The sequence below is a fragment of the Castellaniella sp. genome (assembly GCF_034007085.1).
Lineage (GTDB): Bacteria > Pseudomonadota > Gammaproteobacteria > Burkholderiales > Burkholderiaceae_B > Castellaniella.
On the sequence record NZ_JAVERO010000045.1, the window covers coordinates 1 to 15,390 of the forward strand.

15 protein-coding genes are annotated in these 15,390 nt (G+C 64.2%); 13 read left to right on the plus strand and 2 right to left on the minus strand.

Annotation, left to right across the window (positions count from 1 at the left end):
* The 12 genes from RBR29_RS05955 to RBR29_RS06010 form a co-directional block, all read left to right on the plus strand.
* A partial coding sequence (locus RBR29_RS05955; protein ID WP_320348049.1) for a cbb3-type cytochrome c oxidase subunit II occupies positions 1–612 on the plus strand: 612 nt, incomplete at its 5' end.
* A complete protein-coding gene (locus RBR29_RS05960; RefSeq protein ID WP_320348050.1) occupies positions 609–1,190 on the plus strand; it encodes a cytochrome c in 582 nt (193 codons plus the stop codon). The genes RBR29_RS05955 and RBR29_RS05960, both read left to right, overlap by 4 nt.
* Before the next feature lie 17 nt (positions 1,191–1,207).
* Complete coding sequence (locus tag RBR29_RS05965) at positions 1,208–1,885, plus strand: SCO family protein (RefSeq protein WP_320348051.1); 678 nt, start codon at positions 1,208–1,210, stop codon at positions 1,883–1,885.
* Complete coding sequence (locus tag RBR29_RS05970) at positions 1,882–2,484, plus strand: hypothetical protein (protein ID WP_320348052.1); 603 nt, start codon at positions 1,882–1,884, stop codon at positions 2,482–2,484. Before RBR29_RS05965 ends, RBR29_RS05970 begins: the two co-directional genes overlap by 4 nt.
* A gap of 41 nt (positions 2,485–2,525) precedes the next feature.
* Positions 2,526–3,194, plus strand: coding sequence for a 2-polyprenyl-3-methyl-6-methoxy-1,4-benzoquinone monooxygenase (gene coq7, locus RBR29_RS05975; protein WP_320348063.1), 669 nt, complete (start codon positions 2,526–2,528; stop codon positions 3,192–3,194).
* A 73-nt stretch (positions 3,195–3,267) separates the two neighbouring features.
* Positions 3,268–3,945, plus strand: a complete 678-nt coding sequence (locus RBR29_RS05980) for a winged helix-turn-helix domain-containing protein (protein ID WP_320348053.1) — start codon at positions 3,268–3,270, stop codon at positions 3,943–3,945.
* Positions 3,942–5,297, plus strand: a complete 1,356-nt coding sequence (locus tag RBR29_RS05985) for an ATP-binding protein (RefSeq protein ID WP_320348054.1) — start codon at positions 3,942–3,944, stop codon at positions 5,295–5,297. Before RBR29_RS05980 ends, RBR29_RS05985 begins: the two co-directional genes overlap by 4 nt.
* 159 nt (positions 5,298–5,456) lie before the next feature.
* Positions 5,457–7,052 (plus strand): cbb3-type cytochrome c oxidase subunit I, encoded by a 1,596-nt coding sequence (locus tag RBR29_RS05990; protein WP_320348055.1) that lies wholly within the window; start codon positions 5,457–5,459, stop codon positions 7,050–7,052.
* Positions 7,049–7,699: a cbb3-type cytochrome c oxidase subunit II gene (locus RBR29_RS05995; protein WP_320348056.1), complete on the plus strand. Its 651-nt coding sequence runs from the start codon at positions 7,049–7,051 to the stop codon at positions 7,697–7,699. The genes RBR29_RS05990 and RBR29_RS05995 overlap by 4 nt, the downstream gene beginning before the upstream one ends.
* 7 nt (positions 7,700–7,706) lie before the next feature.
* Positions 7,707–8,534 carry a c-type cytochrome gene (locus RBR29_RS06000; RefSeq protein WP_320348057.1) on the plus strand — a complete coding sequence of 276 codons (828 nt, stop codon included), beginning with the start codon at positions 7,707–7,709 and terminating at the stop codon, positions 8,532–8,534.
* Positions 8,535–8,549: 15 nt separating this feature from the next.
* A complete protein-coding gene (locus RBR29_RS06005; protein ID WP_320348058.1) occupies positions 8,550–9,653 on the plus strand; it encodes a c-type cytochrome in 1,104 nt (367 codons plus the stop codon).
* 7 nt (positions 9,654–9,660) lie between these two features.
* On the plus strand, positions 9,661–11,916 hold the full coding sequence (locus tag RBR29_RS06010; protein ID WP_320348059.1) for a cation-translocating P-type ATPase: 2,256 nt from the start codon (positions 9,661–9,663) through the stop codon (positions 11,914–11,916).
* Between the two features lie 267 nt (positions 11,917–12,183).
* Here the strand turns inward: RBR29_RS06010 and gltS are convergent, their stop codons facing one another.
* Both gltS and RBR29_RS06020 read right to left on the minus strand, forming a co-directional pair.
* Positions 12,184–13,452, minus strand: coding sequence for a sodium/glutamate symporter (gene gltS, locus RBR29_RS06015; protein WP_320348060.1), 1,269 nt, complete (start codon positions 13,450–13,452; stop codon positions 12,184–12,186).
* 48 nt (positions 13,453–13,500) lie between these two features.
* Positions 13,501–14,286 (minus strand): IclR family transcriptional regulator, encoded by a 786-nt coding sequence (locus RBR29_RS06020; protein ID WP_320348061.1) that lies wholly within the window; start codon positions 14,284–14,286, stop codon positions 13,501–13,503.
* Between the two features lie 166 nt (positions 14,287–14,452).
* Here RBR29_RS06020 and RBR29_RS06025 point away from each other — a divergent pair.
* Positions 14,453–15,390, plus strand: a 938-nt coding sequence (locus RBR29_RS06025) for an aldehyde dehydrogenase family protein (RefSeq protein WP_320348062.1), incomplete at its 3' end; no start/stop codon positions are given.

Below are 15,390 nucleotides of genomic sequence, written 5' to 3' on the forward strand. Positions count from 1 at the left end.
CTTCTCAGCGGCGCGATGGTGACGCTCGCGCTGGCGACGGCCACTCTGGTGGTGGTGCCGCACATGCAACTGTCCGATGTGCCGCCTTCCGAAGGCCTGAAGCCCTATACGGAACAGCAGCTGCGTGGCCGCCAGGTCTATATCGAAATGGGCTGCGTCTACTGCCATTCGCAGCAGCCGCGCAGCCAGTCCCAGGCGCCGGATTTCCAGCGTGGCTGGGGCCGCGCGCCAGTCGCGGGCGATTACTACTATGACCATCCGCATCTGCTGGGCACCATGCGCACCGGGCCGGACCTGTTCAATATCGGGGCCCGCCAGCCCAGCGTGGACTGGAACCTGGGGCATCTGTACAACCCGCGTGCCTATGTGCCGGGCAGCAACATGCCGAGCTTTCCTTTCCTGTTCAAGCTCAAGGACAAAGCCGATCCGGGCGACAAGGTCGTCGGCCTGCCGCCCAGTTTCGCGCCAGCCGGCAAGGTCGTCGTGGCCACGCCCGAGGCGCTGGACCTGGTGGAATACCTGATCGGGCTGGATCACACCTATCCGGTCAAGCCTGGCGCGCAACTGCCTGAACTGTCCGGGCAGGCCAGTGCCGAAGGAGCCAAGCCATGAGCGACTCTCGATTCAAGCAGCAGCGCCGCGAGCAGCCCGAGCCGCAGGAGGGCAGCCGTCCGGTGCCCAAGGTGGTGCTGACGGTGATCGGTTTGCTGCTGGTGTGGGCGGTGTATCACCTGTATACCAGCTTCAATCCGATGCCGGCAGCGGTCGGGGATGACCGCGTCGTGGCGGATTTCGCCGTGCCGGCGACGGCGGACGGGGGACAGCTCTATACGGCCAACTGCGTGGCCTGTCACCAGGCCAGCGGTGCCGGAGTTCCGGGCGTGTTTCCGCCCCTGTCGAAATCCGAATGGGTGGCTGCGGCGGACCCGGGCATCATGATCCGCATTCTGCTGCACGGCATCCATGGTCCGCTGACGGTCGAAGGGGCGCAATACAATGGCGAGATGCCGAACTTTGCCCGCTTTTCCGACGAAGAAATTGCCGCCATGGTGACCCATGTGCGTTCCAGCTTTGGCAATACGGCTTCGGCCACCGACGCCAAGACAGTGGCTCAGGTCCGCGAGCAAACCAAGGCGCAGGCAGGGCCCTGGAAGGGTGACGAGGACCTGCGTCCCCTGCTGGGCGAGTAGCCTCGGGGACGCCCGGCGTGCGCTGGATTCTTGCGCTGGCAGTGGCTCTGGCGGCCGGTCTCGGGGCACTGTACGGCCTGACGGATGGCTTCACTGTCCTGACGGCCGAGGCCGCCCGCCGCCAGGACGTGGCGCGCAATCCCCGGCCGATCCCGGCGGTCCAGGTGCTGTATGGAGACGGCCGGATCCAGAGTCTGAATCAGGACCTGCGCCGCGACGGGCGCATCGCCATCGTCAATTTCTTCTATACGCGCTGCCTGTCGCTGTGCCTGGTCCAGGGCTCTCTCACAGAACGCCTGCAGCGGGCGATCGTCGAGCATGGGTTGCAGGACCGCATCCGGCTGATCAGCATCAGTTTCGATCCCCGTGAACGGCCGTCCGACCTGAGCCGCTATGCGGTGCGCATGAATGCCGATCCGGCCGTCTGGCAGTTTCTGTCCTTTGCACAGCCGGCGCAGCGTGATGCGGCATTGGACCTGTTCGGCATCACCGTCGTGCCGGCACCGTTGGGCGAATTCGAGCACAATGCCGCCTTCCACATCGTGACCCCCGATGGCCGCCTGGCGCGCGTCCTGGATCTGGATGATCCGGGCCTGGCGCTGCTGGCGGCCAAGGACGAGGCCGAGCGTGGCCTGGTTCCCGCTGGCGCTGTGCCGGGTGAACCGGAACGGCGTGCAGGCGAGGGCCGGACATGAGGTGCGCTAGCCGTGCCGTCTGGGCCTGGGGACTCGGCGCGCTGGTGTGCCTGGGATTCGCGGTGGGCTTGCGCGCCCCGTTGACGGCACTCATGAGTCTGCACATGCTGGTGCAGATTCCCTTGCTGGTGCTGGCCGGGGTGTGTGCCGAGCAGGCCTGGCGTGCGTGTCGGCCCGAGTCGGAGCCTGATGCGCGGCCGCGGCCCGCCTGGTCGTTCAATGAGTATGGCGTTCCAGGCTTGCTGCTGGTCAGTCTTGTCGGGGCGGGCTGGATGGTGCCCAAGGCGCTGGACGATGCCTTGACGGACTGGCGGGTGGCGGCGTTCAAGTATCTGGGGCTGCCGGTCTGCGGCTGGGTGCTGCGGGCTTCATTGCGGCGCTCCAACGTGGTCATCAAACTTTTTTTTCTGGGTAATTTCTGCTGGATGAGTGCGATCGTCGGCATGATCTATCTGGACCAGCCCATCCGTTTGTGCAATGCTTACCTGCAGGATGATCAGGACTGGTCAGGCCGGGGGCTGATTGCCCTGGCCATCGCCCTGCCGTCCTGCTGGCTGCTGGCTGAACTCAAACCAGTCTGGCGTTTTCTCAATCGTTGACAAGGATATTTCTCATGGACCAGACGCTGCAGGGATCGGACATGACCGGCGCGCCGATGCCGGCCTGGCACCGACGTGCCGGGCGGCTGGATGCGATCCTGGCCGAAGCCGGTCGCGCCTTGCAGGTTCTGGGTGGCACGGTTGCGCATGAACGCGCGAATCCGGCAGGGGCTGTGGCTGCCGATGATCCGCTGCTGTCCGACGCTGAATCGCGCCATGCCGCAGGCCTGATGCGGGTCAATCACGTGGGCGAGATCTGCGCCCAGGCCCTGTACCGGGGGCAGGCGTTGTGGTGCCGGAACGAAGGCGTCCGCCGGGTGCTGCTGCAGGCAGCCGCAGAAGAAGTCGATCACCTGGCCTGGTGCCGTCAGCGCCTGGATGAACTCCACAGCCGTCCGAGCCTGCTCAATCCTGTGTGGTATGCCGGTGCCTTCGGTCTGGGCCTGGCCGCCAGCCGGGCCGGGGTTCCGTACAACCTGGGCTTCATGGCCGAAACCGAACGGCAGGTCGAAGAACACCTGGACGGCCACCTGGAAGCCTTGCCGGCATCCGACCGGCGATCGCGGCGGATCGTCACGCAGATGCGCAACGACGAAATCGGGCATCGCGCCACCGCCGAAAACCATGGTGCGGCGCCTTTGCCAGCACTGGTGCGAGGCGCCATGCGCGTGATGTCCCGCGTCATGACCACGACGGCCTATCGGATCTGACCCAGAGCCTCCCTGGGCGTTTGCCTGGGTTGAAGGTCCGGGGGCGGGGCCTCTGCCCGCAAGGATGCATCGAATGCATATTCTGCTCGTCGAAGACGATCCTCTCGTGGCAAGCGGTATTGTGACGGGGTTGCGCTTGCATGGGCTGACGATCGATCATGTGGGTACGGCCCGCCTGGCGGATGCTGCGCTGGCGACGTCGTATTTCGATGTCTGTGTTCTGGACCTGGGACTGCCGGACGAAGACGGCATGGTCCTGCTGCGTCATTGGCGCGAAGAGGGCCGCGATCTCCCCGTTCTGGTGCTGACCGCGCGCGATGCGCCCTGTCATCGTGTGGAGGGCCTGCTGGGCGGGGCTGACGACTACCTGGTCAAACCGTTCGATCTGGATGAACTGCAAGCGCGGTTGCACGTACTGATGCGCCGGGTGGCGGGCCGCGCCACGGATTACATCGAGCACGGCGCGCTCCGATTCTGTGCGTCGACGGGTCAGGTGTGGCTGGCTGGCGAGCCGGTCATGCTGGCGCGCCGTGAACTGGCATTGCTACGGGCCTTGATGCAGAATCCCCAGGCCATCCTCAGCACAGAGCAGTTGTGCGACTGTGTCTACGGCTACGAGCAGAACGTGGAAAGCAACGCGCTCAACGTCCATATTCATCATCTGCGCCGCAAGCTCGGGACCCCGATCATCGAAACCGTGCGGGGCCTTGGCTACCGCTTGGGCGCCGCCGAAAAGGTCGTGGGCACATGAGTCTGCGCCTGCGCCTTTTGCTGTATATCGGCATTTCCCTGACAGCGCTCTGGACTCTGGTGGCGACCTGGATGCTGATCGATGCCCGCCAGTCGTTGCGCGAGGCATTGGACAATCGTCTGGCAGCGTCGGCGCGAATGGTGGCTGGTCTGGTGTCCCAGTTTCCCGACCCCCGGGACATGGTCTCGATGGGCGACAAGCCGTTGGATGTGATTGCCCGGGATGGGGTGGCGTGCGAGGTCAGCCTGGTGCGCAGCGAAGTCGTGCTCAGGACTGTGGCGCGCACGGCCGGCAGCCCCGAACTGATGCATGCGGACCTGGGCTTCAGCACCCACACCTATGGCCACAAGCGCTGGCGGACTTATGTATTGCGGCAGGGCGACGTCCAGATCGCCACGGCCGACAGCATCGACGTCAGAGAAGGCCTGCTCAAGGAATTGATCCTTTCTGCGGGGGTGCCGTTCGCGGTCGCCCTGTTTGGCACGCTGATCGTCTTGTGGCTGGGCATTACCCGGGGGCTGGCGCCCGTGGAGCGCATTCGCAGCCTGCTGGCCCGGCGCCGTCCCGGTGATGACAGCCCCTTGCCCGAAGTCGATGTGCCCATCGAACTGCAGCCGCTGCTGCAGACGATCGAGCAACTGCTGGAAAGACTGCAGGATGCCATCGTGCGGGAACGCCGGTTCACCGACAGTGCGGCGCATGAATTGCGCACGCCGCTGACCGGTGTGAAAACACATATCCAGGTGGCCAGGCTCGCCTTGCAGCAGCGGGATGCAAGCACCACGGAAGATGCACTGGCCAGCGCAGATCAGGGGGTTCGGCAATTGCAGAATATCCTGCAGCGCCTGCTGGACCTGGCGCGCCTGGAAAGCCCGGCCATCGCGGGGGAAGTGAGCGACCCCAGCGAGGCGATATCCAGTGCCATCGAGGCCTTGAAAGCCATGCATGGCGATGCCGTGGGCAGGATATCGGTCCAGGGGTCTGAATGCGCGCCGCCGGTCCGTGTGGCGCAGCCCCTGTTGGCCGGGGCCATTCAAAACCTGCTCGACAATGCCCTGCGCTACGCCCCTGCGGGTTCGCCCATCATGGTCGCCCTGGCGCCGCAGGGCAATGAGACCCTGCAGATCAGCGTGCTGGACACCGGCGCTGGCCTGAATGCGCAAGAGCGGGCCCAGGCCGTGGGCCGGTTCTGGCGCGGGGACCCGAAAATACCCGGTAACGGACTGGGCCTGTCCATCGTCCATACGATTGCCCGGCGGCATGCGGGCGCATTCGAACTCCTGGCACGAGAAGGGGGCGGACTGGAAGCACGCCTGACACTGCCTGTGGTGGATGATACAGCGCTTCCCTGAATTCCTTGAAGCTTGCAAATTTTAATGCTGCCTTAATCCTGGCTACTTATTGTGTCGCCAATTTGGCTGCGTTCAATCTGGGTCGCCACGGATTCCCCGGGGCGGCGCCAGGGTCCGACTGGACCGGATGCGGTCGCCATGGATACAGGCACGCATGCTATGACACCGATACTGGGAGTTTTGCTGGCGACAAGTTTTATCGCCTCCTTGGTGGCACTGGGGATTCTCGTCTGGGCGGTTGCCAATAAGTTGATCTTCGTCGGCAAGGCCGAGGCGTCCACCATTTTCATGGAAGGCGAGATCGGCCATCCTGATGACAGTGCCTCTTTTGGTCAGGAAAACGAGACGGCAACCCACCGTTTCGACGTATTGCGGGCGGGCATCGATCGCGCCGGCAAAGGCCCGGTGCTGGTGCTGGTCACGGCGGGCATACTCTGGCTGCTGATCGGCTCGACGTTCGGCGTCATAGCGTCCCTGAAACTGCACTGGCCGGACTGGCTGGCGGACATGGCGCAGATCACCTTCGGCCGCGCACGCACCCTGCATCTGAACATCGTGGCCTATGGCTGGCTTTCGGTCACGGGCATCGGGGTGGCGCTCTGGCTGTTGCCGCGCATCTTTCACACGCCATTGCGCCGGCCAAACATGGCCTATCTCGGGGCCTTTCTCTGGACGCTGGGCGTCCTGGGCGGGTCGATTGCCATCGCCAGCGGCTGGACAGATGGAATCGAGTGGCTGGAATTCCCCTGGCAATTCGACATCGTGCTGGCCCTGGGGGGGTTCTTCCTGGCCTGGCCGGCGATCGAGACGGCCGCACGGCGGAAAACACCCCATATTTATGTGTCGGGCTGGTATTTCCTGGCCGGCATGATGTGGTTTCCCTTTCTGTTCCTGGTGTCGAACATCCCCGGCCTGCACATGGGCGCCCAGCAGGCCACGGTGAACTGGTGGTTCGCCCACAACGTGCTGGGCCTGTGGCTGACGCCCATGGGCGTGGGCATGGCTTACTACATCATTCCCAAGATCATCGGCAAGCCGGTGTATTCATACAACGTGTCGCTCCTTGGTTTCTGGAGCCTGGCGCTGTTCTACAGCCAGGTCGGAATCCACCATCTGATGGGCGGGCCGATCCCGACCTGGGCGGTGACGCTGTCTGTCGTCCACAGTGTGATGATGTTTGTGCCGGTGATCGCCGTGGCGATCAACCAGCACGTCACGGTCGCCACCAATATGTGGGCGTTCAAGCAATCGATGGCGCTCCGGTTCGTATGGATTGGCGCGCTGATGTATACCCTGTCTTCTTTCCAGGGCTCGATCGAGGCCATCCGGTCGGTCAACTCGATCACGCATTTCACGCACTACACCGTTGGACACGCGCACCTGGGTGCCTACGGTTTCGTGTCGCTCGTGCTGTTTGGCACGCTCTATTACATGATGCCGCACGTCCTGGGCCGGCGCTGGCCCTATCCCAGACTGGTGCAGGTGCATTTCTGGCTGGTGGTGGTTGGGTTTTCGATCTACTTCATCGCCTTGACCGTCGCCGGCGTCCTGCAGGGCATGGATTTGATGAATCCGGGGTCGAGATTTTCCGAAATCACCCGGTCGATGATCCCCTATCTTGAGGGCCGGTCCATCGGCGGCACCTTGATGACCCTGGGCCATTTCGTCTTTGCCGCGCATTTTGCCGTGCTGCTGCTGAAAAAAGAATCGGGCGCCAAGCCGGCCGATGTGTTTGCTCCTGTGGAAGCGTCATGAACAGACTGTTGCCCCTTCTCGTCGGCGCAATCGGCGTCCTGCTGCTTGCCACCCTGATGCTGGTGATCCTGCCGGCCTGGCAGATGCGCACGGCGCAGCCGCCCGAGCAGCTCCCGCCCTACACCGGACAGCAGCTGCTCGGGCGCCAGCAGTACGTCGCCAACGGCTGCGTCTACTGCCACAGCCAGCAGCCCCGTTCCACGGGCCAGACACTGTTCGACAGCGCCAGCGGCTGGGGTCGTGCCTCGACCCCGGGGGATTATTTCTATGACGCGCCCCATCTGCTGGGCACCATGCGCACGGGTCCCGATCTGCTCAACATCGGTGCTCGCATGAAGAGCCGTGACTGGCATCTGACGCATCTGTACCAGCCGCGGTCCATCTTCGACTGGAGCATCATGCCCTCGTACCCCTATCTGTTCGAAGAAAAGGATCAGGCATCGCCGGGCGATGTCGTGGTGCGCCTGCCTGCCCAGTTCCAGCCGTCTGGCGGGCGGGTGGTCGTGGCGCGCAAGGAAGTACTGGATCTCGTCGAATATCTGCTGAGCCTGGATCGCACCTACCCGGCCAGCCCCGAGGAATTGCAGAAAAGGGACCGCGGATATGACCAGCGTCCGGAAACGGCGCTGGCAGGACATGCGGGGTAGGAACGCCATGAAACCCAATCACCACGCGACAACACCCCGGGTCGATGACATCGACCCCACGTTCGAACCCTGGGAGCCATCGCGCCCGATCCCCATTTTCCTGCTGGCGGTCCTGATTGCCCTGGCCTTGGGCGGTGTCGGCATGTATCTGAGCGATCTGGCACCCTGGGCGGATGCCGGCGCGTCCGATCCGGTCGCCAGCATTCCGGCAGCGCCCGTCACGCAGGCTGCGCCGGCAAGCCCCGATTCCAGCACCGTGCAGAATGCGCCAGTGCTGGTCCATGCGGGCCGAGGCAGTGTGTGGAGCTGCGCATCCTGTCATGGCGATCAGGGGCAGGGGGCCGGCAGCACGCCGCGCCTTGCAGGTCTGGATGAAACGTATCTGGCCAAGCAGTTGCGTGATTTCGCCGCCGAAACCCGGCTCAACGAATCCATGCACTACGTGGCGCGTGAACTGACGGATCAGGATATCGCCGAAGTCGCAGCCTACTACGCAAGCCTGCCCGTGCCCCGACTGGTGTTGCCGCAATCCGATGCAGACCTGGACCGAGGTCGCATGCTGTTCGAAAAAGGGGACTGGAAACGCAACGTACCTGCCTGCGTGAGCTGCCACGGGGACCAGGGGCAAGGCGTGGGCACGTCCTTCCCGCCCCTGGCGGCGCAACGTCCCGAATACCTGTTCAATCAGCTGGCGGCATGGAAGGGCGGCCACCGGCACAATTCGCCGCAATCCCTGATGGATGACATTGCCAGCCGGCTGTCCTATCGGGACCTGTATGCGGTGTCCAATTATGCGGCGTCCTTACCGGGGCCTGGCGCTGATGCCGCTCATTAAGCGTAGAGAGCCAAGATGACACACAAGCATTCCTCGGCCCGGCCTGAAGCCGGTACCCGCAAGCGGCTGTCCGGCCCCCAAAGGTTGGCCTGGAGCGCGGGTTTGGGCATTTTGCTGTTCGGTGCCGGCTATCTGGTTCATGACAGCGGCCTGATGTCGCGCTATTTCACGCCGGATCAGGGTGATGTGGCGCAAGGCGGCCAGGCCTACACCCGTGCAACCATGGAGGCCAAGCGCAAGACATACTACGCAGACAGGACGGCGCCCACCGCCGGCATGCCGGTCGGTGCCGACGGTTATTACGCGCCGCCTTCAGAGGACAGCATCCCTGACGGCCCCTACGGCGATGCCGTCAGGCGGGGCCGCGCCATCTTCATGGAGCCGGCCTCCATGGTGTCCGATCATGTCGGCAATACGCTGGCATGCGTCAATTGCCATCTCGATGCCGGGCGCCGGGAAAATTCAGCCCCCATGTGGGGCGCCTACGTGCGCTATCCGGCGTACCGCAGCAAGACGCAATCCATCAGCACCATCGAAGACCGGATCAAGGGCTGTTTCACGTATTCAATGAATGCGCAGGGTTCGCCGTCGGGGCAGCCGCCGGCGGCCGGCAGCGATGTCTACCGCGATCTGATCACCTATTTCTATTGGATGTCCGATGGCGCGCCGACGGGAGAGAAACTGCCCGGTTCCGGCTATCCCAAGGTCAAGAAACCCGAGGCAGGGTATGACGTGGTCCGCGGACAGGCGGTCTACACGCAGAACTGCGCCCTGTGCCACGGTGCGGATGGCCAGGGCCAGCGCGATCCCGACAGTGGCGTGGTGTTTCCTCCTCTGTGGGGGCCCAACTCGTACAACTGGGGGGCGGGCATGGCGCGTATCGACACGGCAGCCGGGTTCATCAAGGCGAACATGCCGCTGGGCAAACCGTTCTCGCTGAGCGACCAGGACGCCTGGGATGTTGCGGCCTTCATTGACAGCCATGAGCGCCCCAAGGACCCCCGTCAGACCGGCACCCTGGAAGCGGCGCGCGTCCAATTCCATGAGGGCGAGGAAAGCTTCTACGGCAAGGAAGTCAACGGGAAGATCGTCGGCGGGGGCACTGGGCCGAACGGTTGATCGCGCCATGCCGAGGACGGCTTCGGCGGCTGTGGCCGACCCCCTGGACCTGGAATCCCTGCGCCCCGCCGGGCGCATGATCTTTTCGGTTCGCGGCATGTTCTGCGCCAGTTGCGCCATGGCGGTGCAGCGGGTCATCGACAAAGTGCCAGGTGTGCTGGACAGCCACGTGAACTTCACGTCCGGCTCTGCTCTGGTCCGATGGGATCCGGTGCAGTTTGATTTCCAGGCCCTGTTCGATCGAGTGCAGGGCCTGGGCTACGAGATGTCGCCGCTGCTGGACGACAGCGAGGTGAACCGGTCCCTGGACAAGCAAGCGGTGCGGATCCGGCTGCAGTTGATCGTCGCGGCCTTCTTCGGCATGTGGAGCATGCTGGGGACCTGGATGCTTTACCTGGGTCTCGGGGCGGTGGCCGGCATCGATGCCTGGCTGGTGGGGTGGGCCGCAACGATCTTCAGCCTGCCGGTGGTGCTGTACAGCGGGCTGGATTTCTATCGGGCGGGCTGGAAAACCGTACGGGCCGGGGTGCCGGGCATGGATGCGCTCATCTCGCTCGGCGTCTGGGGATCCTTGCTGCTGTCGCTCTGGAACCTTTCCCGGTATTCGCCCGCAGTCTATGTCGATGCGGCGACGATGCTCGTCACGTTTTTGCTGGTAGGGCGCTTGATCGAGATCCGCGCACGCAAGCACAACCTGGCGGCAATCGATGCGCTGCGTCAGCTCATGCCGGAAACGGCCCGCCTCATCCTGCCCGATGGCAACCAGACGATCGTTGCGCTGGAATCCGTCCAGCCCGGTTCCCAGGTCTATGTGCTTGCGGGCGAGCGGGTGCCTGTCGATGGGGTCATAGACCACGGTGCATCGCAGGTGGATGCGTCCTTGTTGACGGGCGAATCGTTGCCGCGGCCGTGCACGGTCGGCGAACACCTGCATGCCGGCATGGTGAATCTGCAGGCGCCGCTGGTGCTGCGGGTGGAGCAGGCCCAGGGCCAGCGATATGCCGATCGGCTGGGCCTGCGCATGCTGGAACTGTTTGGCGCGAAGTCCTCGATGTCAAGGCTGGCAGAACAATTTGCCCGGTGCTTGCTCCCCATCGTGTGCGTGCTCTCGGTGTTGGCGCTGATGCGCCACCTGTGGATGGGGATGGCCGTCGATCAGGCATTGCTGGCTTCGCTGTCGGTGCTCGTCGCCGCCTGCCCTTGCGCCGTCGGGCTCGCCCTGCCGCTGGCATTCTCGACGGGCAGCGCGCGCGCTTCACGCCTGGGCATCCTGTTTCGAGACCCTGCCAGTGTCGAAGCCCTGGCGCGTGGTCGCACGTTTGCCTTCGATAAGACGGGCACGCTGACGACTGGGCGGCTGGCGGTGGCACGGGCGGTCAGCAAACGCCTGGCCCCCGGCGAGCTTGTGCGCATCATGGCCAGCGCGGAATCTGGCGTTGCGCATCCGGTGGCCAGCGCCATCGTTCAATATGCCGGCGCGCTCGGGATCGAAGATTTGCCGCTGGCACCGCAGGTCGAGCGGCACCCGGCAGGCGTGCGTTATACCGCACCCGATGGGGCGCTATGGCTGATCGGCGCCGCCCAGTGGCTGGAAGCGCAAGGCGTGCGCTGTACCGAGTCGCTGGGGGCGGCCATGGATCCTGTCACAGGTCCGGCGTCGGGAGCGACGGTTCATGCCGCTCGTGATGGGCGCTGGGAAGGCCGGATCGAACTGCAGGACACGATCGGGGCCGAATCGCGGGCAGCCCTGGATACGCTGCGCCAGGCGGGTTGCCGCACACTGCTGGTGACCGGCGATCATGCTGCGGCGGCGCACTGGGTGGGCCGGCAGCTTGGATTCGAGCCGCAGCACATTCACGCCGCCTGCAAGCCCGATGACAAAGTGGGTGTCCTGCAGCAGTACGGCCGCGGGACGGTGTTTATCGGCGATGGCATCAACGACACGCTCGTGCTTGCCGCAGCGGATTGCGGCGTGGCCATCCCGGGCGCGAATGCCATCGCCGTCACGGCTTCCGGCGTGGTGATCACGCGCGGCGGCCTGGGGCAGGTGGTCCAGGCGCGCCGCATGGCGCGCCAGATCCTGCGGCGGATTCGGCAGAACCTGTTTTTTTCGATCTGCTACAACGTCGTCATCGTGGCGTTGTTCCTGCAGGTTGGCGTCACCCCTGGTGCCGCTGCCGTTGCCATGCTCCTGAGCAGCATGACGGTTCTCGGCAACTCGGTGCGCCCCGTGGGCATGTCCAAGCAATGCCAGCTTTCCTAGGGATTTACCCTTGAATGTTGCTGATAGGCAACGAATCGCTGGCTATCATCTATTGACAATAAATTTATCTTGCAATGCAGCAAGATCGTTCTATATAATCTGTTCATCGGATGTCGAAACGTGATTGCAGCGGGGAAACCCCTGGTCACGGCGGCTCGAAACCCAGGTTTCTCGCAGCCCGACATGCCCAGGTTGTCTCCTCCACCCTCCTCCTTTGGTGGATTTAGCCCAGGATCTTCGGATCTTGGGCTTTTTTTTTATTCCGGCCTACTGCAGCCAGGGGATCTGGGTGAAGGCTTGCAGGATGGCGGCGTTGACCAGATCCACAAAGAACGCACCGACCAGGGGCACGATCAGATAGGCCTTGTACGATGGGCCGAAGCGGTCGGTGACGGCCTGCATGTTGGCGATGGCCGTGGGGGTGGCGCCCAGGCCGAAGCCGCAATGGCCGGCAGCGACCACGGCAGCGTCATAATCCGACCCCATGAATCGGTACGTGATGAAAGTCGCATACAGCATGATCGCGACGACTTGTGTTGCCAGGATGACGGCCACAGGGCCGGCCAGGTCGGCCAGTTCCCACAGGCGCAGGCCGATCAGCGCGATGGCCAGGAACAGCGACAGGGCGGTGTTGCCGAACACGTCGATTGCGCGGTCGAACATCCGGAAGCGGAACAGGTGGGTCAGGGTGTTGCGGATCACCACACCGCTGGCCAGCGCCCAGATGAAGGTGGGCAGTTCGATGGCCGTGCCGTGGGTCCAGCGGCTGAGCAGGTCGGCGCAGACCAGGCAGGCGGCGAACATGGCCAGGGTTTCGATCGCGCTGTAGGTCGTGATCAGGCGTGGCTGGTCAACGAGTTCGAATGCCAGGCGGTTGGCTTCCTCGCTTTCCGTGCCTGGGTTGTGGCGCGGCGTGCCGGATAGGGTTTCGATGCTGGTGCGCGCCTGCGCATCCGGCACGGGTGCGCGGCCCTGCCGGCGGATCAGGTAACGCGCCACTGGCCCGCCGACCAGGCCGCCGAAGACCAGGCCGAAGGTGGCCGTGGCGATGCCCAGCGTGGTGGCCCCGGTGATGCCGTAGCGGGTTTCCAGCACCGGCCCCCAGGCGCCTGCGGTGCCGTGGCCGCCGGTCAGCGTGATCGAGCCGGCCATCAGGCCGATCAGGGGCTTGAGGCCCAGCAGTGCCGCAAGGCTCACGCCAATGATGTTCTGCACCACGATGAAAGCGGAGACCAGCGCCAGCAACACGGCAAGCGGCCTGCCGCCTGCTTTCAGCCGCGTGAAATCCGCGCTCAGGCCGATCGAGGCAAAGAACATCAGCATGCACGTCGTCTGCAGATCGGTGTCGAGCCTGAACGTCAGGCCCGTGGTGGCGTTCAGCAAGGTGATGAAAAATGCGGCCACCAGGCCGCCTGCCACGGGTTCAGGGATGTTGAACGAGGACAGCAACCGGATGCGAAAGACCAGCCAGTGCCCCAGGAGCATGACGAGGGCGGCGGCGATCAGAGTGTATTGGCCGTTGAGGGTGATTTCCATGGAGACTCCAGGCGCGAAGGTGATGCATTCTAAAACGTGGCGCCTGTGTTATCGGCCTTGCCAGGCTCCCAGCCGTTCCGACAGCCGGTCGGCCAGCTTGCGGATGGCCTGCCCTGCGCGTGCTTCGAGCGCCGGGTTGGCTTCCAGCGAACGGATGCTGACTGCCACGCCGGCCACGGCCTCGGGGTGGCGCGAATCAAAGACCGGGGCACCGTAGCAGTACATGCCCTCGCGGACGCATTCGTGATCCAGCGAATAGCCGCGTTGCCGTGTGCGCTGCAATTCGGTGATCAGGCTTTCGGCATCGCGCACCCCTTTGGCGGTGAGCGGTTCGGGCCAGGCATGGCCAGTGCCGCCGAACAGTTTGCGGATGCTTGAGTCGGGCAGGGTGCTGAGCATGGCCAGGCCCGTGGCGGTATAGACCGCCGGCAGCCGCATGCCGGCATGAAAACTCAGACCCAGGGGGTGTTTGCCGTTGCGGCAGGCAATGTACACGACCTCGGCGCCGTCACGCACCGACAGTGTGATGGTTTCTTCCGGCAGGATACGCATATCGTCCCAGGAGGCGAAGAATTCCTGCGTGATGTCCAGGCGCGCCATGAAGGCATTGGCCCACATCATCACGTGCGGCCCCAGTGTCATCTGGCCGCCCTCCAGTCGCGTGATCAGGTTCAACTGTTCCAGTGTGGCGCACAGGCCGTGCAGGCTGCTCTTGGGCAGTTGCAGCGTCCTGGCCAGTTCAGCCAGCGTGACGGGCCGGCCGGCACGGGCCAGCAGGTCCAGCACGGCAGAGGCGCGGGCGACGGCTGGGGCGGGAATTCTATCAGTGCTCATGGGGGGATCGTTGGGGTGGGCCGATATTCGGCGGGTTTCCGTCGGGATGTATGGCGGACATGGCCCGGCGACGGATTGACGCCTGAGGCGCTGAGCCGCTATTATTTTGTTTGTTCATTCTGATAAACAACGTTCATTATACTGAACGATCAATGGGGGCACAAGTATGTTGGCACTCAACAAGCCAGACCTGCTGCGTCAGCAGGCCTATCTCGATGGTCAATGGTGCGATGCGGATTCCGCCGAGACCTTTGCTGTGTTCAATCCGGCGACGGGCGAAACCCTGGGCACCGTGCCGCGCATGGGCGCGGCAGAGACCCGACGGGCCATCGAGGCCGCGCAGGCGGCCTGGGGTCCCTGGCGCGCGCTGACGGCCAAGGAACGCGCGGCCATTCTGCGGCGCTGGTTCGATCTGATGACCGAACATGCCCAGGACCTGGCGCTGATCATGACCGCCGAACAGGGCAAGCCGCTGAGCGAGGCGCGGGGTGAAATCGCCTACGGGGCCGCATTCCTGGAATGGTTCGCCGAAGAAGGCAAGCGCGCCTATGGCGACGTGATTCCCACATTTGCCCGGGACCGCAGAATCGTCGTCACCAAGGAACCCATCGGGGTGTGCGCAGCCATCACCCCCTGGAATTTCCCTTCGTCCATGATCACTCGCAAGGCCGGTGCGGCGCTGGCGGCCGGTTGTCCCCTGGTCGTGAAACCCGCAGAGCAAACCCCTTTTTCAGCCCTGGCCCTGGCGGTGCTGGCGCACGAGGCCGGCGTGCCGCCGGGCGTGTTTTCCGTCGTGACGGGGGATGCGGCCGCCATCGGCGGCGAAATGACGTCCAACGACCAGGTGCGCAAGGTGTCGTTCACGGGGTCCACCGAGGTCGGGCGCCTGTTGATGCGCCAGTGCGCGCCTTCGATCAAGAAGCTGTCCCTGGAACTGGGCGGCAATGCGCCTTTCATCGTATTTGATGATGCCGATCTGGATGCGGCCGTGGAAGGCGCCGTGGCCAGCAAATACCGCAACGCCGGACAGACCTGCGTGTGCACCAATCGTTTCTATGTGCAGGATTCCGTGTACGAGGCCTTCAGCCGCAAGCTGGTGGATGC

Bases quoted from the DNA above. Each gene is read 5' to 3' on its own strand.
- RBR29_RS05960 (WP_320348050.1), top strand. From the start codon at position 609: ATGAGCGACTCTCGATTCAAGCAGCAGCGCCGCGAGCAGCCCGAGCCG.
- RBR29_RS05970 (WP_320348052.1), top strand. From the start codon at position 1,882: ATGAGGTGCGCTAGCCGTGCCGTCTGGGCCTGGGGACTCGGCGCGCTG.
- coq7 (WP_320348063.1), top strand. From the start codon at position 2,526: ATGACCGGCGCGCCGATGCCGGCCTGGCACCGACGTGCCGGGCGGCTG.
- RBR29_RS05980 (WP_320348053.1), top strand. From the start codon at position 3,268: ATGCATATTCTGCTCGTCGAAGACGATCCTCTCGTGGCAAGCGGTATT.
- RBR29_RS05985 (WP_320348054.1), top strand. From the start codon at position 3,942: ATGAGTCTGCGCCTGCGCCTTTTGCTGTATATCGGCATTTCCCTGACA.
- RBR29_RS05990 (WP_320348055.1), top strand. From the start codon at position 5,457: ATGACACCGATACTGGGAGTTTTGCTGGCGACAAGTTTTATCGCCTCC.
- RBR29_RS05995 (WP_320348056.1), top strand. From the start codon at position 7,049: ATGAACAGACTGTTGCCCCTTCTCGTCGGCGCAATCGGCGTCCTGCTG.
- RBR29_RS06000 (WP_320348057.1), top strand. From the start codon at position 7,707: ATGAAACCCAATCACCACGCGACAACACCCCGGGTCGATGACATCGAC.
- RBR29_RS06005 (WP_320348058.1), top strand. From the start codon at position 8,550: ATGACACACAAGCATTCCTCGGCCCGGCCTGAAGCCGGTACCCGCAAG.
- RBR29_RS06010 (WP_320348059.1), top strand. From the start codon at position 9,661: ATGCCGAGGACGGCTTCGGCGGCTGTGGCCGACCCCCTGGACCTGGAA.
- gltS (WP_320348060.1), bottom strand. From the start codon at position 13,452: ATGGAAATCACCCTCAACGGCCAATACACTCTGATCGCCGCCGCCCTC.
- RBR29_RS06020 (WP_320348061.1), bottom strand. From the start codon at position 14,286: ATGAGCACTGATAGAATTCCCGCCCCAGCCGTCGCCCGCGCCTCTGCC.